We start from the raw sequence: 25,747 nt of genomic DNA on the forward strand, positions 1-25,747 counted from the left end.
GAGGAAAACTATGGCAGTTGATTATGCAACATTGAAAAAGGGTGGCTTCATGAGACAGAAGCAGAAAAATAACTTTTCGCTTCGTCTGCAGGTCGTTGGTGGTAATCTTACCGCAGAAAATCTTACAAAAATTGCAGAGGTGGCAGAAAAATACGGAGACGGATATGTGCATCTGACATCAAGACAGAGTGTCGAGATTCCGTTTATTAAACTGGCAGATATTGACGAAGTAAAGGAAGAACTTGCAAAAGGCGGATGTAAACCTGGTGTGTGCGGACCACGTGTTCGTACGATAACAGCATGCCAGGGAAATCAGATCTGCCCAAGTGGAAATATTGATTCCTATCGTATCGCACAGGCACTGGATGAAAGATACTATGCAAGAGAACTTCCTCATAAATTCAAATTTGGTGTTACAGGATGCCAGAATAACTGCTTAAAAGCAGAAGAGAATGATGTCGGAATTAAAGGAGCATGTATTCCGGAATACGAAGAATCCAGCTGCATTATGTGTGGAGTCTGTGCAAAAGCCTGCCGTGAAGATGCAATTACGATCCAGGATGGCAAGCTGACATTAGATACCACAAAATGTAATTACTGCGGACGTTGTGTGAAATCCTGTCCGACAGAAGCATGGAAAGGCGAAAGCGGATATCTGGTATCTTTTGGAGGATTATTTGGTAATCATATTCACCGTGGAGAACAACTGCTTCCGGTTATTACATCCGAGGAACAGCTGTTTCGTGTAACGGATGCGGCGATCCAGTTTTTCGATGATAATGCAAACCCAAGTGAGCGTTTCCAGTTTACGCTTGAGAGGGTTGGAATAGATAAATTTAAAGAAGTATTAAAGGAGGCATATGATGGCTGATTTTGAAATCGATGAAAGAGTAGACATTACAGATGTTGTCTGCCCGATGACATTTGTAAAGGCAAAAGTTGCCATGGAAGAACTTGAAGTAGGCCAGATCCTTGCGGTTACCATGAATGATGGAGAACCGGTACAGAACGTACCACGCAGCTTCAAGGAGGAAGGTCAGCAGATTTTAAAGCTGATCGACAACGAGAACGGAACCTATGATCTGATCGTGAAAAAGTTAGAAGATTAGAGATAAGGTGTCAGGAGGTGTAAGATGGCAAAACGTGTAAGTGGTGAAGAATTTCAAACAGAAGTATTAAGCGCCGCACTTCCGGTGCTGGTTGAATTCTATTCGGACAGCTGTATTCCTTGCAAACAGTTATCCCCGATTCTGGGAGGAATTGAAGATGACTACGAGGATAAAATCAAAGTTGTTAAAGTAAATGTGAATTTTGACGCAGATCTTGCGGCAGAATATAAAGTGATGGCTTCTCCGACAATTCTTTTTTTCAAAGAAGGGAAAGAAGTGGAGCGAATCCGTGGTCTGGTAAAAAGACCGGAGTTGGAAAATGTTGTAAAGAATTTCATTTAGGAGGAAAGAAAAATGGTTGTAACAATTGCAGGAGAAAAGAAGGATATCGCAGAAAAGACGACAGTCGCAAAGCTGATCGTAGATGAAAATGTAGATAATCCACAGTACGTTACAGTAACAGTAAACGATGAGTTTGTAGACAGGGATGCATTCGAGACAACAGAGATCAAAGAGAATGATACAATCGAGTTCCTGTATTTCATGGGAGGAGGACAGTTCTAGTGGCATTTACAAATGAACAGATGGAACGCTACTCCAGACATATTATTTTGCAGGAAGTTGGCGTGAAAGGACAGAAAAAATTATTAAACGGTAAAGTTCTGATCATTGGTGCAGGCGGACTTGGCGCTCCAGCTGCAATGTATCTTGCAGCAGCCGGTGTCGGAACAATCGGTATCGTTGATGCGGATGAAGTAGATCTTTCCAATTTACAGCGTCAGATCATTCATGGAACCGCAGATGTAGGAAAAGCAAAAGTAAAATCTGCAAAAGAAACCATGAATGCAATGAACCCGGATGTAACGGTAAATACATACCGTGAATTTGTAACATCCGAAAATATTATGGATCTGATCAAGGATTATGATTTTATCATTGATGGAACTGATAATTTCCCGGCAAAATTCCTGATCAACGATGCATGTGTCATGGCGAAAAAACCATTTTCCCATGCAGGAATTATCCGTTTCAAGGGACAGCTTATGACCTATGTTCCGGGAGAAGGACCATGCTACCGTTGTGTATTCAAAAATCCACCACCAAAGGATGCAGTTCCGACCTGCAAACAGGCCGGTGTAATCGGTGCGATGGGCGGCGTAATCGGAAGTCTTCAGGCAATGGAGGCAATTAAATATCTGATCGGTGTTGGCGATCTTCTGACTGGAAAATTACTGACATTTGATGCTTTGAAGATGGAATTCCATACGGTAAAACTTCCAAAGGCAAACGGTGGCTGTGCAGTCTGCGGAGATCATCCGACAATTACAGAACTGATTGACTATGAACAGATCGAATGTGATGGAAAGTAGGTTTTGGCATGCTGAAAATGAAAAAAGAGGATTACACAAAAATCCTGGAATTTTGTAAAGAAGGTCTTCCAAATGAGTCCTGTGGTCTGCTTGGCGGAACCAAAGAGGGCGATGTGAAAACAATCGAGAAGGTGTATCTTCTGACTAATATCGATGCAAGCAATGAGCATTTTTCAATGGATCCGAAAGAGCAGTTTGCAGCGGTAAAGGATATGCGTGCGAACGGATATCAGCTTCTTGGCAATTTTCATTCGCATCCGGAATCTCCATCAAGACCTTCAGAAGAGGATAAAAGACTTGCGTTTGATCCAAAGATCAATTATCTGATCTTATCTCTGATGGACATGGAGAATCCAGTACTCAATGCGTTTGTGATCGATGCGGAGAAAAACGTCAGCAAAGAAGAACTTGTGATTGAATAATTATTTTTCTGTATCTGTAATGGAGAAGCAGTCGAATATTTAAGAATAGGAATTGGAATAAGATGGATAAAAAGTATAAGGATCTTGTAATTATTGGAAGTGGACCGGCAGGACTGGCAGCAGCAGTTTATGGAAAACGAGCCATGCTGGATGAGGTCGTTCTGGAACGGGAGATGATCGGTGGCGGTCAGATCGTTACAACGGAACGCGTAGATAATTATCTGGGATTATACGGAATCGGTGGCTATGAACTGGCAGAGAAATTTAAGGAACATGCGGATGCACTTCAGGTTCCATTTCTTGAGACCGGTGCAGAAACAATCACAGATTGCGGTGCATATAAAGAGATAAAGCTCGAAAACGGAGATACGATTGAGGCAAAGGCGGTACTTCTTGCAACCGGAGCAACCCATAAAAAGCTGGGGGCAAAGGGCGAAGAGGCGTTTGCCGGAGCAGGTGTGTCCTATTGTGCGACATGCGATGGAGCATTTTTCGCAGGAAAAACAGTCGCTGTTGCAGGTGGCGGAGATGTTGCGCTCGAGGATGCATTGTATCTTTCCGGAGTTTGTGAAAAAATTTATCTGGTTCACCGCAGAGATGAATTCCGGGCTGCAAAAACATTACAGGAAAAGGTAAAAAATACGACGAATATTGAGTTTCTTCCGTTTTACGAGATCCGGGAGATTGGTGGAACAGAGACTGTAGAGTATATCGTACTTCAGAATAATCAGAGCAGGGAAGAAAGAAAGCTTGAAGTTTCGGGAGTATTTATTGCAATCGGAATGGAACCGCAGAGTGAAATCCTGAAAGGAATCGCAGAAATGGATGAGAGAGGCTATGTCAAAGCCACAGAGGATTGCCGTACCAGTGCAAAAGGAATTTATGTTGCCGGAGATGTGAGAACAAAATCATTACGGCAGATCATCACTGCTGTTTCAGATGGTGCCAATGCGGTGGCATCGATCGAACAGGATCGTTAAATGGAATAAGAAAAGGGAAACCGGTGTGTTATCCGGTTTCCCTTTTTGCTGTTATCGATTCACAGTCGCTGCATTGTCTGGGGGCAGTCTGATATACTAGAAAGTAAGATCCGTCCTGTTTTTTAAAAGTCTTGCACCGTTTACAATCAGAAGTATTCCGGATGCAATTCCTCCGATCAGAATGCAGATACCAAGTACCAGATTAGCGGCACCGGCAGATCCCATGGTTTTATATGCTTTCTCTTCCATTTATGAAAACCTCCTTGCTGAATATATACGTATCATGTATTGTATCTATTATATCAGATTCCAGATATTTTGGCGAGAGAAGAATGGACCGGGGATTGCTATTTTATTATGAAAATCATATAATGGGAAAGACACAAAACTAAGAAAGAGAGTACTATCATGGAGATTATTGAGATTTTAAAAGCGATTCTGTTTGGAATCGTAGAGGGAATTACAGAATGGCTTCCAATCAGCAGTACAGGACATATGATCCTGTTGAATGATATTGTGAAGCTGGATGTATCCAAGGAGTTCTACAGTATGTTTCAGGTTGTGATCCAGCTTGGAGCGATTCTTGCCGTTGTTGTTTTGTTCTGGAACGATATCTGGCCATTTGGACGACAGAACAATGCAGAACCTTTGGCACAACATGGCGCAGGGGCATGGATCAAAACGGATATTTTTAAATTATGGTTTCATATTCTGGTATCTACAATTCCGGCAGCGATTGTAGGTGTTTTATTTGACGATTTGTTTGAGGAACTTTTTTACAATTACCGTGTCGTATCGATTATGCTGATTATTTTTGGTGTCGCATTTATTGTGATTGAGAATCATAATAAACATCAGAAACCAGCGGTTACCGAAGCAAAGGATATTACATATGCCCTTGCATTCTGGATTGGTATGTTTCAGCTGATCGCAGCAATCTTTCCGGGAACATCACGTTCCGGTGCTACCATTGTAGGTGCACTGCTTCTTGGAGTTTCCAGAAAAGCGGCAGCAGAATATACCTTTTACCTTGCGGTTCCGGTTATGTTCGGTGCAAGTCTTTTGAAAATCTTAAAGTTTGGTCTGCACTTTACAACGATAGAAGCAACGATTCTTTTAGTTGGAATGATTGTTGCATTTGTTGTTTCGCTTATTGTAATCAAATTCCTGATGGGTTACATCAAGAAACATGATTTTAAAGTATTTGGCTGGTACCGCATCGTGCTTGGCGCAATTGTATTAGCCTGTGGATTTGCAGGACTGATCAAATAAACAGAGTCTGAGAAGGCAAAACAAGGGAGAGCAGGATATCTGCTCTCCCTTGTCTGTCAGAATATACGAGTACAAGTTCATGAGAACGTCTGCTCGTATAAAGGTGGATCTCGCTGACATACCAGACCTGATCGTCAGAAGTGAAGAGATTACTGCGTGTCTGAAAACTGGTTACAGATACCACAGAAATTTAGAGGGGTTTCACTCTGACAGTATGGATGCCGGCTTGAAGTAAGAAAAACCAAACGAATTATTTATGGAAAAAGGACACACAGATAGCGCCAGGGCCTGCATGCGTTCCGATGGTACTTCCAATTGTACTGATTGGAAGCGTGGAAGCATGATCAGCCCAGAGATCTGCGCTGTCCTTTATGTACTTTTGAAGCAGTGTGTCATCCAGACCACTGTAACCTAACATATACGGCATGTTAAAATCAATGCCGCCTTTATTTTTTACTTCCTGGATCAGAATGTTGTTCCCGCTTTTAGAACCACGGGCTTTGCCAAGGAACACAACTTCACCTTTTTCAATCGCGATGACCGGTTTGATGGAAAGTACATTTCCAGCCCAGGCAGCAGTGCGGGAGATACGTCCTCCCTGTTTTAAGTATTCCAAAGTATCAAATACCGCAAGAACACAGACCTCCTGTTTTTTTTCATCTAATTTCGCTGCAATTTCTTCAGCAGAAAATCCCTGATCGCGTAACTGAACCGCATATAATATGAGAATCTGTTCTCCAAGGCAGACATTCAGACTGTCCACAAGGGTGATGCAGTCTTCATAACCATCCAGGGCAATATGTGCACTCTGGTAAGTTCCGGAAAGAAGAGAAGACAGACAGATGACAACTGCAGTATCTCCGGCTTCTTTGATCTCCTTGAATTTGGTTTCAAAATCATGAGGGGAAACCTGACTGGTTGTAGGGATAGTTCCGCATTCAATCAATTTTTCATAGAATTCTTTATGGGAGAGTGTAACTCCATCCAGATATTCTTCCTCACCGAAAATAGTTTTTAACGGCATATAATCAAGATTCATTGCATCCGCGCGTTCTTTCGTAAGATCAGATGCAGAATCTACAACGATTCGTACGCTCATAATGTTCCTCCAATAAAAATACTTTGACTATCAAACAAAATACAATATAACGGAATGGAACCTGTTTGTCAAGATATTTTGATAATCAAACTATTTTGGGACAGGGGGGAATGTTGACGAGCAGTGAGAAAGAAAATATAATAAAAAGAGCAATAGTAATCATTTGAAATGGAAGGACAGGACAAAGTGAAACAGAGAACAAGAACAGAATATTCAATAATGAATACTTCCATTGCAATGATTGCACAGGCTCTGGCAATATTGATGGGTTTTTTTACCAGAGTTGTTTTTACCAGAACGCTAAGTGAAGGATACGTCGGCATCAATGGTCTTTTTACAGATATACTGAACATTCTTTCCCTGTCAGAACTTGGCGTGGGAACGGCCATCACATTTGCGCTGTATGATCCGATCGCGAGAAATGACATCCGAAAACAGCAGATCTTAATGAGGATGTTTCGGACGTTTTACAGGATCACGGCTGCCATTGTGCTTGGAGCCGGGCTTCTTTTGATTCCGTGGCTGGATCTTCTTATGAAAAACAGACCGGACGTGGATCATCTGCTCTTGATCTATCTGCTTTATCTTTTGAATTCCGTAGTTTCTTATCTTTTGATTTATAAAAAAACGCTGGTCGATGCCCATCAGATGAATTATCTTACGGTATTGAACCACAATGGTTTTCTTGTGATACAGGACATTTGTCAGATTGTGATCCTGCTTACGACCGGTAACTTTATTTTGTTTCTGATCGCAGCAGTTTTGTGCACATTTTGTGCAAATGTTGTGATGTCAAGAAAAGCAGATCAGCTTTTCCCTTATCTGAAAGAATCATGTAAAGATCAGCTCCCGGCAGATGAAAAGCGGGAGATTGGACGAAATGTAAAGGCCATGCTTATGCATAAGATCAGCAATGTTGTCGTGAATAATACAGACAATCTTCTGATTTCCGGGTTTGTAGGAGTGATCAGTGCGGGCATTTATTCGAATTATTTTCTGGTGATCGGATCCGTGCGCCAGGTCTTAGAGCAGGCGATGCAGGGCGTGGCGGCAAGTGTTGGAAATCTTGGTGTGACAGAGGATAAAGAAAAGGTAAGAAAAATATTTGAGATACTCTTTTTTATCGGACAGTGGCTGTTTGGATTCTCTGCGATCTGTCTGTATGAACTTTTAAATCCTTTTGTTGCAATCGCATTTGGCAGAAATTATCTGTTTGAATCACAGATAGTATTGATTCTGTGTATCAATTTTTTCCTGAACGGAACAAGAAGAGCAGGTATCATTTACAAAGAATCGTTAGGTCTGTTCTGGTATGATCGTTATAAGGCAGTTGTAGAAGCAGTGCTGAATCTTGTGATATCCATTGTACTGGTGTTAAAACTTGGAATTGCAGGAGTATTTATTGGAACATTCTGCAGTACGCTATTTACATCTGCATGGGTGGAGCCGTATGTGATCTATAAACATCGGTTTGCATGCTCTCCACTTTTGTTTTTTAAGAAATATGGATGGAATCTTATCGTCATGGCTGCTATATGGTGGGGAACCGATTATATTTGTCATCTGTGGGCAGGAAGTGCGATGGAAACTCTTATTTTCCGGCTTGGAATCTGCCTTGTTATACCAAACCTGATGCTTTGGTTTGTTTACCGGACCACGCCGGAATGCAAAGAGTTTTTCAGATTGATCCAGAATATATTTCAGAAAATAAAACAGAGAGTTATGGGGTAAAAGAATGGAACAGACGAGAAAAGTCTCTATTATTATGCCGGTATATAATGCTGAAAAATATCTGTGTGAAGCAATCGAAAGTATTGTGAAGCAACAGGATGTGGAGTGGGAACTGCTTCTTGTAGACAATGGATCAAAAGATCTGAGTCTTGAGATCTGCCAGCAGTTTGCCCGGAAATATAGCAGAATCCGTGTTCTGACGGAGGAAAATCCCAGAGCAGGAAACGCAAGAAACAAAGGGTATCAGAATGCAGATGGGGACTATATTCTCTATGTAGATGCGGATGATTATCTACCGGATTCTAAGGTGCTGGAGCGTTTTGTGTGTGCAATAGAGTCAGAAGATGCAGATATTGCAGTATGTAATTATCAAAGACTATGGAAGACCCGTCTGCTTCCGGCAACTGACCATAAGGAATTTTCGCAGAAAGACCGTAATACCGAAGATTTCCGGTTTCAGGGATTTTTCTCTGTAGGAACACTTTCTTATGTTTGGGGGAAATTGTATCGGAGATCTTTTTTGGAGCAAAACCAGATCCGGTTTGGAAATTATGAATATGCAGAAGATAAAATGTATAATTTAGAGTGCTATATTGCAGGTGCAGAGTATACATTTGTCCAGGAATGCGGGTATATTTACAGAAAAAATGATGATTCTGTTTCGTTCCGCTATAAAAAAGATTCCTGGAAGTGCTGGCTGCAGATTGCACATGATCTGGATGACTGGACACAAAAATATAAACAAGATTATAGAAGTAAAAATTTAGAAGCGTATATTCTGTTTTTTGCTGCATTTTTCGATGCCAAAATGGAATATACCGAGCATCAGAAATCATTAAAGGCGGTAAAACAACTGTTGGAGCACTATGCGAAAGAATCTTTGGGGAAAGAATGCTTTCGAATGCTTGCATTTGGCCGAAGTTATTCGGATATAAGCAGCAGTTTCTGGAAGCTTATGATGCGTGGATTTTCGGTTGGAATGACATGGCACATGTTCGGACTTCTTTCTTTGGGAATTAAGTTACTGATTGACTGGAGAATTGATGAGCGATTATCTGATACCGGGTTGAGGGAATAATAGACGGAAATGAAAGAAATATTGCTGGAAAATTGCAAAGTTTATTATTAAAAATTGACATGTGATACAAAAAAAAGATATAATGTATACAGATAAATAACAAAAGAAAAATGAATATAAATAATAGTAGGAGATGTATATAATTTGCAGCAAGTGAAAGGAGAAGGGAATATGAAAAACTATACAAAACCTATAGTAACGGTAAATGATAATATTTCTGAGGGAGTATATATGGCGAGTGGGTGTTATACGACGACAGCATATATCCATCAAACACCAGAGGCTGGGCGTGGAGATTACCGTATTCAGGTAAATGGTAAACATAGTGCGGATCATACCAAAGAGGCACAGACGCTTACCTTGTCATTCAATCAGAATGTTACATATAGTAGTTCAAATGGAACATTAGCAAGTGCAGAAACTGGCACAACACTTGTTATTAATTATACATATCATCAGAACCCGACTGATAATATTGGGTTGGGAGATGTAGTTGTAACATCAGAACCAGGATTAGCTATAACCGGTGTTAGTATTACTGATTAATGAAGATAGTATTACTTAATTGGCGAAAGCATTTAGAAAGAGAGTTATATGTATGAATAAATACTTGAAACCAATGATCATAGAGAATGCAGACATGCCAGAAGGCGTGTATATGGCAAGTGGTACAGGAACAGATTCAGAGAATGCAAAGAATTATACTGTTATCCAGAAATATGCAGGAGATGCTTATAATTTATATGAACAGTTTCAAATTGTTTTTTCTGATTTACCACAAAGTGGTGTCGAGAATGAATTTCGCGTAGATTTGAAAGTTTCCGGCTCTGCAACTTCAGCATTTGCTTTTAATGGTGGATCATGCACGTTAAATGGTGATACTTTGACTATTAATTTTAAAGCATGGACCAATTACATGGATTTTCAGATTAACTGTATTACTCATGATATTTCTATTTCGTAAAGAATTAAAAATGCCTCAGCAGTGATAAGCATTACTGCTGAGGCATTTTTCTATGCAAAATAACAAAATGAATTAGAAATCCCGAACCAGCTGTTCAATCTCTTCAGCGCTGAGTATGACGCATTGTTTTTCGCGGATGGCATAGACGCGTTTGCACATGCCAAGAACGGTTGGACGGTGTGTGGTAACGATACAGGTTCTTGGATAATCGTCTTTCATGATATTTTTTAGTACGGCACGCTCCGTGGCAACGTCAAGTGCAGATGTCGCCTCATCCAGAAGCAGAATTGGGGAGTGCCGGAGCAGGGCACGGGCGATGGATAATCGCTGAGCCTGTCCCTCGGAAAAACCTCCTCCACGTTCTCGGACCTCGCTGTAGATGCCATCTGGCAGAAGTTTTACAAAGTCCCATGCACAGGCAGCTTTTAATGCAGATATGATCTCATCATCGGTTGCCTCCGGTTTGACCATGCGAAGGTTTTCGGCAATCGTTCCGGAAGTCATGGTGTTACCCTGTGGAACATAGGAGAAGAGCTTTCGCGCGGAAGCAGTCAGAGGAAGCTTATGAATGCCATCGGAATCTTCAGAGGACACGGTTCCGTTTCCGGATTGTGGACAGAGAAGAGCAAGGATCAGACGGAGCATTGTGGTCTTTCCTTCACCGGAAGGCCCGACAAGTGCAATGATTTCATGAGGATGTGCTTCCAGGCTGGCATGCTCAAAAACAGTTGTACTGTTTTGATAAGAGTAGCTGATATCGGAAAGCTCCAGGCTGATTCCATTGGACTGATATGTTTTTTGAAATTCGGAATAAGCGTCATCCAATGAGTAGTCTTCCTGTGGCATTTCGAGGATATCCATAAGTCTTCCGGCAGAGGTTGTAAGATTGATTGCGGAAGGCACCATGGAGATCAGTGAATTGAGTGCTCCTGTTAATGTTCCGGACAACGAAAGGAAAAGTGTCATGGTTCCGTAACTGATCGCACCGGTCCAGACACGGTAGATTCCCCATCCGTAGGAACTATAGGATACTAAAAGACCGACCAGCGACATGATGACAGAGGTTACCATAGACATCCGCTGGAAGTCCAGTCGCATGGATATATAATCTTTTTGCAGATTTTTCAGACGTTTTATGTAATAAGAAATTGCATCAAATGCTTTGATCGTCTGGATATTGGAGAAAGATTCCTGGTTGAATCCGGACATTTTGGCATTCATGGCAGCACTTCTCTGGTTGTTACTCACCATGCGGTTCATTAAGGTTTTGGACATCAGAAGAGAAACCGGAATACCTATGAATGAAAAGATCGCAAAGGTGATGTCATTATAGCAGACAACAGCAAAAGCACTGATAAATTTAAAAACATTGATGATCAGGTTTGGAATCCAGCTTAAGATTCCGTTTGAAATGTTGGAGGCATCGGAACTCCAGCGTGTCAGCAGGTCACCGGTGTGATAATTGGCGATCGATTCCCAGTCCGTAACAAGCATTTTGGAAAAAATATCAGATTTGATCTCAGCATCTACTTTCAAACTGATCCAGTTGGAAGCATAGTTGGTAATCTGGCTGATGATGATATTGCCTACGGCAAGACCAACCATTGCGCAGAAGGTCTGAAGCAGACGGCCGGTCTGATGTCCGGTGATGATGTCGACAAGATCACGGGAGACAAGACTGCTGCCAAGTCCGACAACGGTTCCAAAGAGACCGAGTACCGTATAAAAGATCATTGCAAGCCAGTAACGTCTGGCGTATTGGTAAATCCATTTTGTCTGAAGCAGCATGTCTTTTAACATGCCTTCTTTGATTCGGATATGAATTTTTTTCAGTGTTTCAAGCATAGTCTAGTTGTTCAGCTGCTCATCGATCGCATGTTTCATGGTACGGGCAGCAGAGTCCTCCTTTGTACAGTGAAGTCGGGCAACATAACATTTGCGCATAAGTTTTTCGGAAAAACGAAGACAGCAGTCGAGCTGCTGTTCGTTCCATATTGGAGAAATGAGGCGCTGCATAAGAAGAAGCGCTTTTTCATCCATGGACAAATCTTCGATAAAATCGGTTTTATCCTGACGCAGCAACAGGATACCCCCAAGAGGATATGTGTGGATATCAGAGATTCCGGAAGTTCCACACCACGGGAGACCATGGATCACAGGCGTACCGTTTTCAAATGCAAGAAGATTCAGATCACCATTTAATACCGGTGTCTGATACAGCGTTTTCCACAGATTGGTGTGAGTGGATTTGCCTGTTCCGGAAGGCCCTGAAAACAGCCAGGCTTTTCCTTTATACAGAATGGATGCAGAATGAATTGCATATATGTCGTTTTTTTCTGCAAGATAGAGATAAAGAAAGCGAATGGCATGGAAAAGTTCTTCTCGAAGAAGTGCTTCATAAGGCAGCTCATAAAAGAGTTTGGCATGTGTACCATCCAGGGATAGAAAACCGTGTTTTAAATGTGTCATAGTTGGAAAATGGAAAAGAAATCCATTGGTTACCTGATGAATGGTCAGCTCAGCATTTTCCAGCAAAAGATGGTTGTTTTGTGTATTGACCGGATGATATACAGAGTCTGCGGCCGGCAGAAGTTCGATTGTGAGTTTTAAAACGGTATCGTGGGCTGGAGCAGACTGCGTAAATGGAAGAAACTCTTCCGGAATACAGTCAGGATGACCTAAAAGACACAGACGAATCCCGCCGATCAGATATTCATGTTCTTCACAGAAATCAATCATGCCAAGTGCAGATAAGGTTTGCAGGAACTGATCCAGATCATTTTCGAGATCAGGAAGCATCTGTGGTCTGGCCTGATAGTGGGAGGCAAAGTTCGAAAGAAGCGTTTCCCGGCTTATAGGAGATGCAAGGGAATTCCATAAAAATTCACCGCTTTCATTCAGACGTACGCCTCTTTTCCGGTCAGCAATGTTCTGCCCATAAGGCAGGATGTATGGGACACCGCAGATGTCTTTTAAAATATAGCCTTTTGCCTGTTTCATCGTAAAAACCTCGTTTGCGTAATTTTCGTTTCTAATAAATGATTATAGCATTTTGAGGGGTGAAATGCTACAATGAACGCATGAAAAACACAGGCGTAGATATTGAGAAACTCCTCAGGGAAAATAAGGCAATACAGATCCGGCCACAGGGATATAGTATGTATCCGTTTTTGGTTCCAGGGAGAGATGAAGTGGTTATTGAAAGTGTGGATCCGCATAAGGTAAAAAGAGGAGATGTGATCCTTTACCGGAGAACGGGGAGCATCCTAGTTCTTCACAGGGTGTATCGGCATGACAAGACCGGAATATATATGGTCGGGGATAATCAGACTGAGATTGAGGGACCAATCCGGGAGGAACAGGTAAAGGGAATCCTTGTTGGAATGGTGCGAAATGGGAAATATGTCCCAGTGTCAGCACCCATCTACCGGATTACCAGCAGAATATGGCTTAGACTTCGGATTTTTCGCCCGGTCATTGGAAAAACCATACGTAAACTATTAAGGAAAAATGGAGAATAGATTAGTTTACTTTTATTCGCAAAATAATTATAATTGAAATTACGTGAAACTTGGATAAAGGAAGACTTTATGGATAAGACAGTACAATCGGTACAGAAACGTTTTCAATTACGTAAAGCTGCAGGTGCATACTGGCTTTTAGATATGGAACAGACAGGGATTCCATATCGAAGGCCGATTCAGCTTAATGAAGCAGCAGCAGAGATCTGGACAATGTTATCAGATGGAAAGTCAAAGGAAGAAGCAACAGCGGAAATTGCCGGAAAATATGAGGTTCCAACAGAATCAGTCCGGCAGGATATGGATGATTTTATAGAACAGTTGAAGCAGCAAGGGGTAATGCTATGAATATCCTATTGATTGGTGGGGCTGGTGTTCTGATTGACGATTTGATTTTGAAATTTCGCAAAGAGGGACACCGGGTTTTTTTATTGACAGGTGAAAAATACAAACAGACTAAATATGAGAGAGTTTTTGAAAAATATAATTTTACATATGATTGCGAAGAACTCAGTGAGATCATGGAAAGTGTCAATCCGGACGTAACAATTTTTATGGGTGCGTTTGACACGAATTTTCGATGGAAAGAGGTAGAACGGGAGACTGCGCGTTATACATCGAGCCTGATCAGTCTTCTGGTAGCCTATGCAAAAATTGCAAAGGGCAGGTTTATTGTACTTTCCTCGGATGAGGTCTTTGATGGCAATTATGATCTGCCAGTTACGGAAGATGTGGCTGTGCAGGCAAAGAATCCGAAAGCAGTGATGCTGGCTCAGGCGGAGCAGGTCTGCGATAATTTCCGCAAAGGCTGGAATCTGGATGTTATGGTTTTAAGGTTAGATCATATGTATACGATTCCAAGAGAGAGCAGTGACGTACATGATTTTTGTTCGGATATGTGTCTTCGGGCATTGCAGGACGGAGTGATCCGTGTAAATGGAGGACACCGCTTTTCTTTGCTCAACGAAAGAGATGCCGTAGAATTTATATATCAGACCGCCAAAAAGAAAACGCATAAATATTCATTATATCATCTTTCATCCGGGGAATCTGTGACAGAACTGGAAGTTGCCCAGATGATCCAGAAGTATATGGATGATTCTATTAGTATTGTGAATAATTCTGAAAAAGAATATAAATGTATATTGGACGGCAGAAGGTTTGAAGAGGAATATGGAATCAGCACATTTGGCAGTCTGGAAGATACTATTCGAAAGATTACGGCGTATATGAAGAAGAACCGGGAAGCGTTCGCGTATAATGAGAAGATCAGACTTCCATGGTGGAAGAGGCTGTGGCACAAATGGCAGTGGCTGTTAAAAGCCCTGATTCCGTTTGCTGAGAATGTGATCTGCTTTATTCCGTTTTTTATGATCAATAACCGTGTGACAGACAGTGCATATTTTTCGAGTCTGGATCCGTATCTTTTGTATGTACTCCTGTTTGCAATCGTCTATGGACAGCAGCAGGCTACATTTTCTGCAATTTTATCGGTGGCAGGATATTTATTCCGGCAGATGTATAATCGTACAGGATTTGCTGTCATTATCGATTATAATACTTACGTCTGGATGGCACAGCTTTTCATCCTGGGACTTGTAGTGGGATATATGAGGGATCAGATCCGGTCGATCCGTATGGAGAGTGCGGAGCTGGAGGAACATCTGTCGAGACAGATCCGCGGGATCAAAGATATCAATGGCAGCAATGTCAGAGTTAAGGATGTTTTGGAACAGCAGGTGATTAATCAGAAGGACAGCATTGGTAAGATCTATAATATTACGTCTAAGCTGGATCAGTATATGTCGGAGGAGGTTTTATTCTATGCCGTTGAAATGCTTACAGAACTTTTAAATACGCGGGATGTTGCTATTTACAATGTGGTAAACGGGGACTATGCAAGAATGTTCTCCGCAGCATCGGAGAAGGCAAGATCACTGGGAAATTCCATTCGATACAGAGAAATGGGATCGATGTATGAAAGTCTGAAAGAGCATAAGGTATACATCAATAAAACAATGGATCAGGCATATCCGCTTATGGCAAATGCCATTTATGAAAATGATGAAATGAAAATGATCATAATGATCTGGGGACTGACCTGGGATCGCATGACGCTTGGACAGGCTAATTTTCTGTCAGTTGTCAGCTATCTGATTCAGAATGCGGTTCTTCGAGCAAACCGTTATATGAATGCACTTGAGGAAAAACGGTATATGGAAGACACCGGAATCCTGGAGCCGGAGGCATTTTCTTCTTTGGTTAAGGCGTATGTGCGTGCCCAAAACAGAGATCTGGCAGAGTGTACACTTCTTAAGATACAGACAGCGGAAGATGACTACAGCCATGCAGCACAGATACTTGGGAAAAAACTGCGCAATTCGGATTATCTTGGAGTCCTTCCGGATGGAGGTCTTTATATTCTGCTTGCAAATACGAAGAAGGAGGAAGCTCTGATTGTAGGAAGCCGCTTGGAAGAACTTGGATATCAGAATGAGATTGTGGAGAATATAGACGTATGACAGGACATAAAAGTATATTTTTCATTTTATTGATTCTGAATCTGATCATAGTAGTTCTTTATTTTGTATTATGCTGTTGCCGGAAAAGGAATCGGTTCAGTACCTGGATGAAAACGATTGTTATGTTGGTCTGCCCGGTAGCGGGACCGCTTTTTCTGATTGGAGCATATGTGTTTTACCGTCTTTTTATGTCACAGGAAATGGATCTCGAGGATGTCGTTTTCAGTAAAGACAGAGTACAGACGGTATTGCATCCGGATGAGGATACGGAACGTAATATGGTATCGATCGAGGAAGCACTTGCGGTTACCGATAAAGATAACCTACGCAATCTGATGCTCAACGTGGTCAAGGGCGGACATCAGAACCTTTTAGGATCGATCTCACTTGCATTAGATGGGGAAGATTCTGAGACAGCGCATTATGCAGCATCTGTTTTACAGGATGCATTAAATGATTTCAGGGTGCATGTCCAGAAATCCTATCAGGAATGCATGGAAAAGAATGAAAACCAGGCTGATCATTGTCTGGATCTGATCGAATATATGAATCTATTTTTAGAGCAGGGCGTTTTTACAGGGATGGAACAGAAATCCATGGTGTATCAGATGGAAAATCTGGGTGAGATTCTGTATGAAGCATATAAACAAAGGATTAGCAGTGATATTTTTGAGATGATATCGCTTCGACTGTTAGAAATACCAGATTATGAAACATGCAAAAAGTGGTGCAGCAGAGCAATGGAAATGTATCCGGGGGTGCTGGCAAGTTATACGTGTGAATTAAAATTATATTTTTCAATGAATGATAAGAAATCATTTTTTCATGTAATGGAGGCGCTTAGACAATCAAATATTGTAATTGATAACGAAACATTGGAAATGATTCGAACATTTATGTAATTAAGAAACAGGAGGACAGGCAGATATGTCAATGACAACATTGGTGATAATACGTTTTATAAGCATATTTGCAGTATATTTCTGCCTGACAGTGCTGGCTCCGGCAATTGTTTTCCGGAGATGGCTGAAAGGTTTGCGCGTTGCAGAGCAGTTTTTAATCTGTTATGTTACCGGAAATTTTTACGTGATTAATCTGGTGTTCGTATTACAATTGCTTCATATTTCTCACCCGGCAACGCTGTGGGTGGGAACGGTGATTCCGGCGTTCCTAGCCTGGAGTAAGATAAACAGGATACCGGTACGTGAAAGAGTACGGGAATTCTTTGTAGCAGCAAAGAGGCTCAGCAGAGGAACGCTTGGTTTAAAAATGATATGGCACAGAATGTTGTATCAGATTCTGATATACGTCCGTAAAGGCGGTCGAATTTTCTATCAGAAAGTGATAAAAAAAACCGGACAATGGATGTTTGTTGTGGTGATTGTATTCAGCCTGTTCTGGATTTACGGAAGAGGGCTGATTCTTGCTTATGGATATGCAGCATCGGATATTCCGGTGCATATTTCCTGGATCAATCAGATGAGCCGTGGCAATATGTTTTCGGCAGGTGTCTATCCATTTGGATTTCATTGCATGATGTATTATCTGCATGCTGCATTTGGATTTGATACTTATGTGCTTTTGTGCCAGTTCTTTTTTGTGCAGGTGATCTGCATTCATTTTGTACTGCTTGCCTTTTTAAAGCTGTGTTGTAAAACAACATATCTGCCGTATGCGGGAACACTTTTTTATGTACTTGGAAACTTCTGGGGACTACAGACTTATTCCAGATTTTATGCGACTCTGCCACAGGAGTTTGGAATGATTTTTGTTCTTCCGTCTGTTTCTTTTGCAATTGCTTTTTTTCAAACGCATAGGGAGAGGCTGGCAGGAAAGAAAATCTGGAGAGATCGTAATCTGTTATGCTTTGCAATGAGTTTTTCGCTGACGCTGGCAATCCATTTTTATGGAACGATGGTTGCCGGACTTTGTTGTATAGGAATCGCGGTTGGCTTTTTCTTTCGCTTTGTACGCAAAGAATATTTTGGGAAAATTATGCTGACAGGAATTATCAGTGTTGTGATTGCAGTACTTCCAATGGGAGTTGCTTATGCAACAGGAACGCCGCTTCAGGGCTCTCTTGGATGGGGAATGAGTGTCATTCATGGAACAAGTAATGAAGATGCCCTGGACAGCGAAATCGCTGAAAACAGTGAAATTACTGAGGCTGTGACTGAAAGCGGTGAGATAAGTACAGAAGAGGAAAACAGACAGAGTGCCGATAAGGAACAGGTGACAGAAACAGAGACTTCAACAGAAGAACAGCTGGTAGTTCCAAAGAAAAGCATGAAACAAAAAATTACCGGAGTGGGTGAGCAGCTGGCGGAAAGGATTATCCAGTTTATACTACCCGGAAAAGAAACTCCGTTTGGATATTTGATCTTGACGGGGATCGTGGTGGTTGGTTTGCTTGGTCTGGCATTGTGCGTAACACGAAGAACCGATTATGGCATGATGTTAATTGCAGTCAGTGCATACATGATGATCATGACTTTACTTCTGGATGCGGGAGAACTCGGACTTCCGGTATTGATGGACCCTGCAAGATGCAGTATTTATTATGTGTATCTGTTTATTGCAGTTCCGGTTTTATTCGTAGACGGAAGCATTTATTTTCTTCTTGGTTTTCGCAGGCTGAATGTGTTACGGAATCTGATTTCCCTTTTTCTGACGGGAACGCTTCTGATCGGCATGAATCAGTATGGAGTGATCCGGCAGAACGAAACATTTGGTTCTGACTTTGTGTCCAATGGAGCAATTACCTGTCTGTCAAATATTATCCATGATAATGCGGATCATACATGGACGATTATTTCAGCGAACGATGAGACACAGATGGGACTCGACCATGGATACCATACCGAGATGATCAGTTTCCTGCGACAGATGGAATATCTGACAAAGGATACCACAATAACGATACCAACTGCATCGGTATATTTTTTTGTAGAGAAGGTGCCGTTAAATTATGCAGTTCCTTATGTCAAAAGCGGACAGTCGATCTCAAAGGCCGGGGCGCTTCAGGCACTTCCAAATGTGGGAGGAATCGGAATGTATCAGGGAGAAAACCGATGGATTCTGATGTCGCGAATGTATTACTGGGCACAGGCATTTGAAAAACTGTATCCGGATGCAATGTCGGTTTATTATGAATCGGATCAGTTCATATGTTATAAACTGGATCAGAATATGTATCATTTATACAATCTTGCAATTGATTATGGATATAACCAGATCGTAGATGAACAGATGGAGTAGGAAAATGGTTTCAAAAAGAAATTTTGTCAGCATTGTGATTATTATGGGTGTGCTTTTGTTTCTTTTTCAGTTTTCTATGGTGATAAGAGACAGTCAGAGCCAATACGATGTAAATACAGATTATACGCAAAAACAGCCGGATGGGATCAATGCATGGAATGGGGAAACAATGAGCATGGATTCACTGACGGAAGAAAGCCCGGATTATGTATTGTATTTGGGAACTGCGGACGGAGAGATGCACTCGCAGGTAAGCAGCTGGTGCAGTTATACAAAGCGTAATCTGATCTGTATGCAAAACGTCATGGATTGTCCGGAAAATCCGGGGAAAATCCCATCCATTGCCATATTGGAATCGGAGAAACTGGCAGACGGGGATGCCCTTGACCGGATTGAATCCTGGGAACAGCAGGGTACCACGATCATATTTGGATCGCTTGATGATGCACTGGCAATTGGACAAAATGACAGATTAAAGGCTTTTCTTGGGATACAGACAGTCAGGGAAAACGAGACAGAACTTTATGGGGTAAGACTTTTCCCAGAATTTCTTCTGGGTGGTGGGACTGATTATGCAGCCAGCACGAAGGAAGAACAGATGGAGCGCCAGGATATGCAGCTGACTGTTCCATGGTATCAGGTTGGAACTGGAACAAAAGTGTATATGACCGGGATATTTCAGGATCAAGAGATGAAGGATTTTGGCGGAACTCTGGAGAATGAGGAACTTCCGGCGCTGATCTGGAGAAACAGCCCACAGAAAGGATTTGTATTTGCTGTTTGTGGCGACTATATGAAGGACTGTACGGCAATCGGCATTCTGGATGGAATGATTTCAGATATCAGTTCTTATAATATTTATCCGGTTGTAAACGCACAGAATCTGTCGGTAGTGGATTTCCCGGAATTTGCAAATGAAAATGACGATGCGATGCAGAAAAATTACAGCCGTTCTGCCACAGTATCGGAGCGGGATATTATCTGGCCTGCATTTGTTGCACTTGCAGATCAGAGTAAAATGAAAATCACCTGTTTTATGACTCCGGAGCTGGATTATGCGGATGATAACGATCCACAGGAAAATCAACTGGTATTTTATCTGAAACAGATGAAAGAAATTAATGCGGAAGCGGGGCTTGCTTTAAATTCGGTGACAGATATTTCGCTTGCGGATAAACTTGCGAAAGATGAAAAATTCTGGTCAAAACAGAAGTGCGATTATCGTTTTGGTGCAGCTTATGCAGAGTCTGCGCAGATTGAGGATGTGGTGGCGAACCAGGATACGGCACCGATCGCAGACGTAGGAACAGTAACCTGCGAATATACAAAGAACCAGCCACTTGTGTCTTATTGCAGTGATGCAGTTACCTTGCAGATGGCGACAAGCGATGGCGTAGATTATACCTATCGTGATGATCTTCGGATGCGAAGCGTTCAAAGTGCTCTTGCATATACCAATGTCATGCTGAATATGCAGAAGATTTTGTGGCCGGAACATGAGGAGGACAGCTGGGAGATCGTGCAGGAACGTTTTTCAAGCAATCTGCTGACTTTCTGGAAACCTTTTGAGGCATTTTCCGCAACGACTCTTTCGGAAAGTGATCAAAGAACACGCTCTCTTTTGAATATGAATTATTCTGATACAAGAACAGAGAATGATATTACGCTTCAGGTCTCCGGTGTGAAAGATACAGGGTGGTTTATTTTGAGAACACATGGGGAAGAAATTGACAGCATGGATGGCGGAAACTGGACAGAGCTTGAAAGTGGAGCGTATCTGATTGAGACAACTGGCGAACAGGCTGTAATCCACATGAAGAAACAGGGCCTGCATTATTATACAGACGATCAGACAAAAAACTGAGAAAGGCGGTGAAATATGAAAATATGTATTGTTGCAGAAGGCTGCTATCCATATATGGTTGGTGGTGTTTCGGGCTGGATCAACAGTATGATCAAGTCATTCCCAAATATTGAATTTATCGTGTTGGCGATTGTAGCAGGAAGAAAGCAGCGAGGCAAATTTGTATATGAACTGCCAGAGAACCTGACACAGGTTTATGAGGTATATCTGGAGGATCAGGATTGGTCCCCAGACCGCAGGGAACGTCATAAGTCGCGTTTGAAAAAAGAGGAATATCAGGAACTGCTTAATATGGTATTGAACAGGAAAACAGACTGGAATATCCTGTTTTCCATGTTTCACAGGGAATCTCTGTCTGTGGATGATCTTCTTATGGGACCGGATTTTTTTCAGATTGCGAGAAAATGTTATGAGAGCAGATATCCCAATATTGTTTTTTCGGATTTCCTGTGGACGCTTCGATCCATTTATCTGCCACTGTTTCTGGTATTAAAAACAAATGTTCCGAAGGCGGATCTGTATCATTGTGTTGCCACCGGATATGCAGGCGTGCTTGGCAGTATGGCAAAATTTTTTCATGGCTCCGGGTTATTGATTTCGGAGCATGGAATTTATACAAGAGAACGGGAAGAGGAGATTATCAAAGCAAACTGGGTAAAAGGAATTTATAAGAATATCTGGATCGACCAGTTTAAAAAAATGTCCTCACTGGCTTATGAGAAAGCAGATATGGTAACCAGTCTTTATGGGCATGCAAAAGAACTTCAGATGGAACTTGGATGCCCGGAAGAAAAAATCCGTGTCACACCAAACGGAATCCATGTGGAAAATCTGGAAAATCTTCCCGGAAAGCTGGACGAAGATGCAGCGTATATCAATGTTGGAGCTGTTTTGCGCGTGACGCCGATTAAAGATGTAAAAACAATGATCCAGGCATTTGCATTTGCAAAAAAAGAAGTACCGAATCTGAAATTATGGATTATGGGACCGTGTGATGAAGATAAAAAGTATGCGGACGAATGTTTTGAGCTGGTACAGATGCTGGATGTAAAAGATATAGAGTTTACCGGAAGGATTCAGGTAAAAGATTATCTTGGCAGAATGGATTTTACCATATTGACAAGCATCAGTGAGGGACAGCCGTTAACAATACTGGAAAGCTTTGCAGCGGGAAAGCCGGTTATTGCAACAGATGTTGGAAACTGCCGAGGCCTTATTTATGGTGAAAATGATGCGTTTGGTGCTGCTGGAATATTGACGCACATTATGAATCTGGAGGAAATATCACAGGCCATGGTGGAACTGGCGAAAAATGAGAACAGGCGGATTACAATGGGAGAAGCCGGGAAAAGAAGAGTAAATGCTTTTTACCGGATGGAACAGATGCGTGAAGTTTATGAGGATATCTACAGGCAGTTTGCAGATGAAAAGAAATTAGAGTGGTCACAGGAACCATTTGAGATAACACAGAAATAGCGGAAAGATGGAGAGCGGATATGGCTGGAATTGGAATTCGGTTAAATAAAATATATGGGAAGAACACGCTGGCAACAAATGTGATTGGAATGGGATACAGTACACTTGTAACGATCGCCCCAATGCTTGTTGTAATCGGTGCGCTTGTATGCATGGAATTTTTACTTGATTTTTCATCGGTTGGATATGCTGCGCGTGAGTTGTTTTCCTGTACCGTGCTTTATATTTTTATTTTTTCACTTCTTACAGCATCGCCGTTTAACTCGGTATTATCCAGATATCTTTCGGACGTTATATATAACGAACGTTATGAGGACATTCTTCCTTGCTATAATCTGGGACTATTACTTCATATTGTGCTCAGTGCATTGTTTGGGATTCCGTTCTGCATTCATGAATATATTGCCGGAAAAGTAGATATTCTTTATGTATTTACCGGTTATTGCGGTTATATGGTACTGGTTCTCGTATTTTATTCCATGCTGTATCTTTCTATCTGCAAAGATTATAAAAAGATATCGGCTTTTTTCGGAACAGGCATGGTGATTACGGTGGGATTATCCTATATTCTTGTAAAAAAATGTCAGTGGGAGATTACATATGGAATGCTTTTTTCATTGGTGATCGGTTTTTTGATCATTGCAGCATTGGAGTATTCTACGGTAAGAAGTTATTTCCGGAAAAATAGCGGAGTATATCGGGAAATTTTCCGGTATTTTAAAAAGTACTGGATGTTAATGGCTACAAACTTTTTATATACGCTTGGACTGTATATCCATAATTTTGTATTCTGGACGACAGATCTTCGGATGGTCGTTGCAAACAGTTTTGTCTGTGTGACAGCTTATGATCTGGCGACATGTCTTGCAATGTTTACAAACATTTCTTCGAGTGTTATATTTATTTCAAGAGTAGAAATGCATTTTCATGAACGGTATAAGGCGTATTCAGAAGCTGTCATTGGAGGGCGGGGAATGGATATTGACATTACCCAGAAGAGAATGTTCCGTCTTTTGTCGGAGGAACTGATGAACCTTGCACGTGTGCAGTTTATTATTTCTCTGGTGATCTTTTTGATCTGTATGATTTTTCTTCCGCAGCTTGGGTTTGGAGGAATGACGATGCGAATTTATCCATGTCTGGCCGCCGGATATTTTATTTTGTTTCTGATGTATGCGGAAATTATTTTCCTTTATTATTTTAATGATCTTGAGGGATCTCTGTTAACGGCAGCCGTATTCTGTGTTACAACCATGGCAGGGGCTCTGGCAGCAACACATTTTTCAGATATCTGGTATGGAATCGGACTTGTTCTGGGTGCGTTTGCCGGATGGACGATTGCATATATGAGGATTCGCTGGCTGGAGAGAAATCTGGATGAGCATATTTTCTGTAATGGCCATCTGTTACAAAAGGGAAAAGGAACAAGACCATCGGACAAGGTCTATGACCGTTATATGGAGTAGCTGGAAAGAGGTGTGAAAATGTTGAAATGTTTTATCGTGATCCTTGGAATTTATCTTCTGATCATGACAGTGTTGTCGCTTGCAAAAAAACGTATGACAGAACAGTTTTGTCTGGTCTGGGGATTTTTGTCCTGTGTGATGATCCTCTTTGGAATTCTTTTAAATCCATCGGAACTTCATCGTTATATCAGTGAACGTGGAATTCTTCTGATCATGATTGCAGTGATCGTAGTTGTTTACGGAGCATGGTTTATCAGTACGCAGGTATCTATTCTTATGCGAAAGAACCAGGAGCTTGCAATGCAGATCTCATTGTTGAACCAGGAAAATGAACAGATCATGAAACGGGTGCAGATGCTGGAACAGGAGAAACTTGATACAGAGCAGAAGGGAAAAGATTCATGAAAAAGGTATTATTTGTGATAAATACCATGGGATATGGTGGAGCGGAAAAGGCCTTGATCGAACTTTTAAAAAAGCTGGACCCGGATCAGTATGAGATCTCGCTTTATGTGCTTTTGTCACAGGGAGAACTTTTATCGCAGATTCCATCTTATGTGAAGCTGATGAATACAAATTATTCGGATGCGTCTGTTTTATCGGATGCCGGCAAGCAGATTCTGAAAAAGAATGTGATAAGACAGCTTTTTTCCAATGGCGCAGTATTTAAAAATATTCCATATCTGATCAGGAATCTTTGTTCGATGGCAGGGCGAAAGAAAATCCAGCTTGACAAACTTTTGTGGAAAGTGATGGCAGATGGTGCAGAGCGCTTCGAGGAAACGTATGATGTTGCGGTCGCTTATCTGGAAGGTGGCTCAACGTACTATGTCAAAAAGTATGTAAAAGCAAAACAAAAAGCGGCTTTTTTACATGTGGATTATGCGCAGGCCGGATATAACCGGAAGCTGGATGAGGATTGCTATCTGGCTTTTGACCGGATATTTACGGTTTCCGAGGAAGTGCAAAAGTCATTTCTCTGTCAATATCCGGAATGCAGAAACCATACATTTATTTTTCACAATATCATAGACCCTGATGAGATACGCAGGAAGGCAGAGCTGGACGGAGGATTCGAGGATTCTTTTGATGGTTACCAGATTCTTACGGTTGGAAGACTGACGATGCAAAAAGCATACGAGGTTGCAATATCTGCAATGGAACAGATTAAAAAAAGTGGAATTCCCGTACGCTGGTATGTACTGGGCGAGGGAGAATTGAGAAAGAAGCTTCAGGCACAGATTGATGCAGCTGGTCTGACGGACGATTTCCGGCTGCTTGGAGTGACAGAGAATCCATATCCTTTTTACAGACAATGTGATCTTTATGTTCATGCTACACGTTTTGAAGGGAAAAGCATTGCCGTTCAGGAGGCACAGATTCTTGGATGTGCCATTCTGGTCTCAGATACAAGTGGCAACCGGGAACAACTGAAAAACGGTGTAGATGGTGAGATGTGCAGCCTTGACGCCGGGAGCATTGCAGATGCGGTAATTGCACTTTTAAAAGATGACAAAAAGCGGAAAAGATACGGGGCGGCAGCCGCAAAAAGAAGCCTGTCCGAGAATGAAAAGACTTTTCACAACATACAAAAACTTATGGGAAATGAATAGGT

26 protein-coding genes are annotated in these 25,747 nt (G+C 41.7%); 22 read left to right on the forward strand and 4 right to left on the reverse strand.

Annotated elements, in window-relative coordinates; all coding sequences use genetic code 11:
* Nucleotides 1-10: 10 nt before the first annotated feature.
* From FYJ75_RS01160 to FYJ75_RS01190, 7 genes are all read left to right on the forward strand, one after another.
* Nucleotides 11-871, forward strand: coding sequence for a 4Fe-4S binding protein (locus FYJ75_RS01160; protein WP_154427992.1), 861 nt, complete (start codon nt 11-13; stop codon nt 869-871).
* Complete coding sequence (locus tag FYJ75_RS01165; protein ID WP_154427994.1) at nt 864-1,109, forward strand: sulfurtransferase TusA family protein; 246 nt, start codon at nt 864-866, stop codon at nt 1,107-1,109. The genes FYJ75_RS01160 and FYJ75_RS01165 overlap by 8 nt, the downstream gene beginning before the upstream one ends.
* Nucleotides 1,110-1,133: 24 nt before the next feature.
* Nucleotides 1,134-1,451: a thioredoxin family protein gene (locus tag FYJ75_RS01170; protein WP_154427996.1), complete on the forward strand. Its 318-nt coding sequence runs from the start codon at nt 1,134-1,136 to the stop codon at nt 1,449-1,451.
* Between the two features lie 12 nt (nt 1,452-1,463).
* Nucleotides 1,464-1,673: a sulfur carrier protein ThiS gene (gene thiS / locus FYJ75_RS01175; RefSeq protein ID WP_154427998.1), complete on the forward strand. Its 210-nt coding sequence runs from the start codon at nt 1,464-1,466 to the stop codon at nt 1,671-1,673.
* Nucleotides 1,673-2,479 (forward strand): thiazole biosynthesis adenylyltransferase ThiF, encoded by an 807-nt coding sequence (gene thiF / locus FYJ75_RS01180; RefSeq protein WP_328596809.1) that lies wholly within the window; start codon nt 1,673-1,675, stop codon nt 2,477-2,479. Before thiS ends, thiF begins: the two co-directional genes overlap by 1 nt.
* A gap of 8 nt (nt 2,480-2,487) precedes the next feature.
* Nucleotides 2,488-2,901, forward strand: a complete 414-nt coding sequence (locus FYJ75_RS01185) for a M67 family metallopeptidase (RefSeq protein WP_154428000.1) — start codon at nt 2,488-2,490, stop codon at nt 2,899-2,901.
* A 62-nt stretch (nt 2,902-2,963) separates the two neighbouring features.
* A complete protein-coding gene (locus tag FYJ75_RS01190; protein ID WP_154428002.1) occupies nt 2,964-3,881 on the forward strand; it encodes an NAD(P)/FAD-dependent oxidoreductase in 918 nt (305 codons plus the stop codon).
* 96 nt (nt 3,882-3,977) lie between these two features.
* On the opposite strand, the gene FYJ75_RS14280 is transcribed toward FYJ75_RS01190, so the two are convergent.
* The gene (locus FYJ75_RS14280) at nt 3,978-4,130 is read right to left on the reverse strand and encodes a hypothetical protein (RefSeq protein WP_195838917.1); all 153 of its coding nucleotides are present in this window, start codon (nt 4,128-4,130) and stop codon (nt 3,978-3,980) included.
* 159 nt (nt 4,131-4,289) lie between these two features.
* Between FYJ75_RS14280 and FYJ75_RS01195 the strand changes: the two genes are divergently transcribed.
* Nucleotides 4,290-5,153 carry an undecaprenyl-diphosphate phosphatase gene (locus FYJ75_RS01195; protein ID WP_154428004.1) on the forward strand — a complete coding sequence of 288 codons (864 nt, stop codon included), beginning with the start codon at nt 4,290-4,292 and terminating at the stop codon, nt 5,151-5,153.
* Between the two features lie 250 nt (nt 5,154-5,403).
* On the opposite strand, the gene FYJ75_RS01200 is transcribed toward FYJ75_RS01195, so the two are convergent.
* Nucleotides 5,404-6,252, reverse strand: a complete 849-nt coding sequence (locus FYJ75_RS01200) for a DegV family protein (protein WP_154428006.1) — start codon at nt 6,250-6,252, stop codon at nt 5,404-5,406.
* 186 nt (nt 6,253-6,438) lie between these two features.
* On the opposite strand from FYJ75_RS01200, the gene FYJ75_RS01205 reads away from it, so the two are divergent.
* From FYJ75_RS01205 to FYJ75_RS01220, 4 genes are all read left to right on the forward strand, one after another.
* Nucleotides 6,439-7,983, forward strand: coding sequence for a lipopolysaccharide biosynthesis protein (locus FYJ75_RS01205; protein WP_328596810.1), 1,545 nt, complete (start codon nt 6,439-6,441; stop codon nt 7,981-7,983).
* A gap of 4 nt (nt 7,984-7,987) precedes the next feature.
* Complete coding sequence (locus FYJ75_RS01210) at nt 7,988-9,061, forward strand: glycosyltransferase family 2 protein (RefSeq protein ID WP_154428008.1); 1,074 nt, start codon at nt 7,988-7,990, stop codon at nt 9,059-9,061.
* 171 nt (nt 9,062-9,232) lie between these two features.
* Nucleotides 9,233-9,607 (forward strand): hypothetical protein, encoded by a 375-nt coding sequence (locus FYJ75_RS01215; protein WP_154428010.1) that lies wholly within the window; start codon nt 9,233-9,235, stop codon nt 9,605-9,607.
* A gap of 52 nt (nt 9,608-9,659) precedes the next feature.
* Complete coding sequence (locus tag FYJ75_RS01220; RefSeq protein WP_154428012.1) at nt 9,660-10,025, forward strand: hypothetical protein; 366 nt, start codon at nt 9,660-9,662, stop codon at nt 10,023-10,025.
* Nucleotides 10,026-10,097: 72 nt separating this feature from the next.
* Here FYJ75_RS01220 and FYJ75_RS01225 read toward each other — a convergent pair whose 3' ends face one another.
* A complete protein-coding gene (locus FYJ75_RS01225; RefSeq protein WP_154428014.1) occupies nt 10,098-11,870 on the reverse strand; it encodes an ABC transporter ATP-binding protein in 1,773 nt (590 codons plus the stop codon).
* Between the two features lie 3 nt (nt 11,871-11,873).
* On the reverse strand, nt 11,874-13,025 hold the full coding sequence (locus tag FYJ75_RS01230; protein ID WP_154428016.1) for a PqqD family protein: 1,152 nt from the start codon (nt 13,023-13,025) through the stop codon (nt 11,874-11,876).
* A 59-nt stretch (nt 13,026-13,084) separates the two neighbouring features.
* Here FYJ75_RS01230 and FYJ75_RS01235 point away from each other — a divergent pair, with 59 nt between their 5' ends.
* From FYJ75_RS01235 to FYJ75_RS01280, 10 genes are all read left to right on the forward strand, one after another.
* Nucleotides 13,085-13,546, forward strand: coding sequence for a S26 family signal peptidase (locus tag FYJ75_RS01235; protein WP_328596811.1), 462 nt, complete (start codon nt 13,085-13,087; stop codon nt 13,544-13,546).
* A 69-nt stretch (nt 13,547-13,615) separates the two neighbouring features.
* Nucleotides 13,616-13,894 (forward strand): PqqD family protein, encoded by a 279-nt coding sequence (locus FYJ75_RS01240; RefSeq protein WP_154428018.1) that lies wholly within the window; start codon nt 13,616-13,618, stop codon nt 13,892-13,894.
* Nucleotides 13,891-16,068, forward strand: a complete 2,178-nt coding sequence (locus tag FYJ75_RS01245; RefSeq protein WP_154428020.1) for an NAD-dependent epimerase/dehydratase family protein — start codon at nt 13,891-13,893, stop codon at nt 16,066-16,068. The genes FYJ75_RS01240 and FYJ75_RS01245 overlap by 4 nt, the downstream gene beginning before the upstream one ends.
* Nucleotides 16,065-16,970 (forward strand): hypothetical protein, encoded by a 906-nt coding sequence (locus FYJ75_RS01250; RefSeq protein WP_154428022.1) that lies wholly within the window; start codon nt 16,065-16,067, stop codon nt 16,968-16,970. The genes FYJ75_RS01245 and FYJ75_RS01250 overlap by 4 nt, the downstream gene beginning before the upstream one ends.
* 25 nt (nt 16,971-16,995) lie before the next feature.
* Nucleotides 16,996-19,326 (forward strand): hypothetical protein, encoded by a 2,331-nt coding sequence (locus FYJ75_RS01255; protein WP_235906969.1) that lies wholly within the window; start codon nt 16,996-16,998, stop codon nt 19,324-19,326.
* A 4-nt stretch (nt 19,327-19,330) separates the two neighbouring features.
* A complete protein-coding gene (locus tag FYJ75_RS01260) occupies nt 19,331-21,190 on the forward strand; it encodes a DUF2194 domain-containing protein (RefSeq protein ID WP_195838918.1) in 1,860 nt (619 codons plus the stop codon).
* 15 nt (nt 21,191-21,205) lie between these two features.
* The gene (gene pelF / locus FYJ75_RS01265) at nt 21,206-22,666 is read left to right on the forward strand and encodes a GT4 family glycosyltransferase PelF (protein ID WP_154428026.1); all 1,461 of its coding nucleotides are present in this window, start codon (nt 21,206-21,208) and stop codon (nt 22,664-22,666) included.
* 20 nt (nt 22,667-22,686) lie between these two features.
* Complete coding sequence (gene pelG, locus FYJ75_RS01270) at nt 22,687-24,132, forward strand: exopolysaccharide Pel transporter PelG (RefSeq protein WP_154428028.1); 1,446 nt, start codon at nt 22,687-22,689, stop codon at nt 24,130-24,132.
* Nucleotides 24,133-24,150: 18 nt separating this feature from the next.
* Nucleotides 24,151-24,537: a DUF2304 domain-containing protein gene (locus FYJ75_RS01275; RefSeq protein ID WP_235906970.1), complete on the forward strand. Its 387-nt coding sequence runs from the start codon at nt 24,151-24,153 to the stop codon at nt 24,535-24,537.
* The gene (locus tag FYJ75_RS01280; RefSeq protein ID WP_154428032.1) at nt 24,534-25,745 is read left to right on the forward strand and encodes a glycosyltransferase; all 1,212 of its coding nucleotides are present in this window, start codon (nt 24,534-24,536) and stop codon (nt 25,743-25,745) included. The genes FYJ75_RS01275 and FYJ75_RS01280 overlap by 4 nt, the downstream gene beginning before the upstream one ends.
* The last annotated feature ends 2 nt before the right edge of the window (nt 25,746-25,747 follow it).

The organism is Roseburia porci (genome assembly GCF_009695765.1).
Taxonomy (GTDB): Bacteria; Bacillota; Clostridia; order Lachnospirales; family Lachnospiraceae; genus Roseburia; species Roseburia porci.

Excerpts from the sequence above, each read along its gene's own strand:
- FYJ75_RS01210 (WP_154428008.1), top strand. The coding sequence starts at position 7,988 with ATGGAACAGACGAGAAAAGTCTCTATTATTATGCCGGTATATAATGCT.
- FYJ75_RS14280 (WP_195838917.1), bottom strand. The coding sequence starts at position 4,130 with ATGGAAGAGAAAGCATATAAAACCATGGGATCTGCCGGTGCCGCTAAT.
- FYJ75_RS01260 (WP_195838918.1), top strand. The coding sequence starts at position 19,331 with ATGGTTTCAAAAAGAAATTTTGTCAGCATTGTGATTATTATGGGTGTG.
- FYJ75_RS01275 (WP_235906970.1), top strand. The coding sequence starts at position 24,151 with ATGTTGAAATGTTTTATCGTGATCCTTGGAATTTATCTTCTGATCATG.
- FYJ75_RS01240 (WP_154428018.1), top strand. The coding sequence starts at position 13,616 with ATGGATAAGACAGTACAATCGGTACAGAAACGTTTTCAATTACGTAAA.
- FYJ75_RS01225 (WP_154428014.1), bottom strand. The coding sequence starts at position 11,870 with ATGCTTGAAACACTGAAAAAAATTCATATCCGAATCAAAGAAGGCATG.
- FYJ75_RS01280 (WP_154428032.1), top strand. The coding sequence starts at position 24,534 with ATGAAAAAGGTATTATTTGTGATAAATACCATGGGATATGGTGGAGCG.
- FYJ75_RS01215 (WP_154428010.1), top strand. The coding sequence starts at position 9,233 with ATGAAAAACTATACAAAACCTATAGTAACGGTAAATGATAATATTTCT.
- FYJ75_RS01245 (WP_154428020.1), top strand. The coding sequence starts at position 13,891 with ATGAATATCCTATTGATTGGTGGGGCTGGTGTTCTGATTGACGATTTG.
- FYJ75_RS01185 (WP_154428000.1), top strand. The coding sequence starts at position 2,488 with ATGCTGAAAATGAAAAAAGAGGATTACACAAAAATCCTGGAATTTTGT.
- FYJ75_RS01195 (WP_154428004.1), top strand. The coding sequence starts at position 4,290 with ATGGAGATTATTGAGATTTTAAAAGCGATTCTGTTTGGAATCGTAGAG.
- FYJ75_RS01230 (WP_154428016.1), bottom strand. The coding sequence starts at position 13,025 with ATGAAACAGGCAAAAGGCTATATTTTAAAAGACATCTGCGGTGTCCCA.
- FYJ75_RS01190 (WP_154428002.1), top strand. The coding sequence starts at position 2,964 with ATGGATAAAAAGTATAAGGATCTTGTAATTATTGGAAGTGGACCGGCA.
- FYJ75_RS01255 (WP_235906969.1), top strand. The coding sequence starts at position 16,996 with ATGTCAATGACAACATTGGTGATAATACGTTTTATAAGCATATTTGCA.
- pelF (WP_154428026.1), top strand. The coding sequence starts at position 21,206 with ATGAAAATATGTATTGTTGCAGAAGGCTGCTATCCATATATGGTTGGT.
- FYJ75_RS01170 (WP_154427996.1), top strand. The coding sequence starts at position 1,134 with ATGGCAAAACGTGTAAGTGGTGAAGAATTTCAAACAGAAGTATTAAGC.
- FYJ75_RS01165 (WP_154427994.1), top strand. The coding sequence starts at position 864 with ATGGCTGATTTTGAAATCGATGAAAGAGTAGACATTACAGATGTTGTC.
- FYJ75_RS01160 (WP_154427992.1), top strand. The coding sequence starts at position 11 with ATGGCAGTTGATTATGCAACATTGAAAAAGGGTGGCTTCATGAGACAG.
- FYJ75_RS01220 (WP_154428012.1), top strand. The coding sequence starts at position 9,660 with ATGAATAAATACTTGAAACCAATGATCATAGAGAATGCAGACATGCCA.
- FYJ75_RS01200 (WP_154428006.1), bottom strand. The coding sequence starts at position 6,252 with ATGAGCGTACGAATCGTTGTAGATTCTGCATCTGATCTTACGAAAGAA.
- FYJ75_RS01250 (WP_154428022.1), top strand. The coding sequence starts at position 16,065 with ATGACAGGACATAAAAGTATATTTTTCATTTTATTGATTCTGAATCTG.
- pelG (WP_154428028.1), top strand. The coding sequence starts at position 22,687 with ATGGCTGGAATTGGAATTCGGTTAAATAAAATATATGGGAAGAACACG.
- thiS (WP_154427998.1), top strand. The coding sequence starts at position 1,464 with ATGGTTGTAACAATTGCAGGAGAAAAGAAGGATATCGCAGAAAAGACG.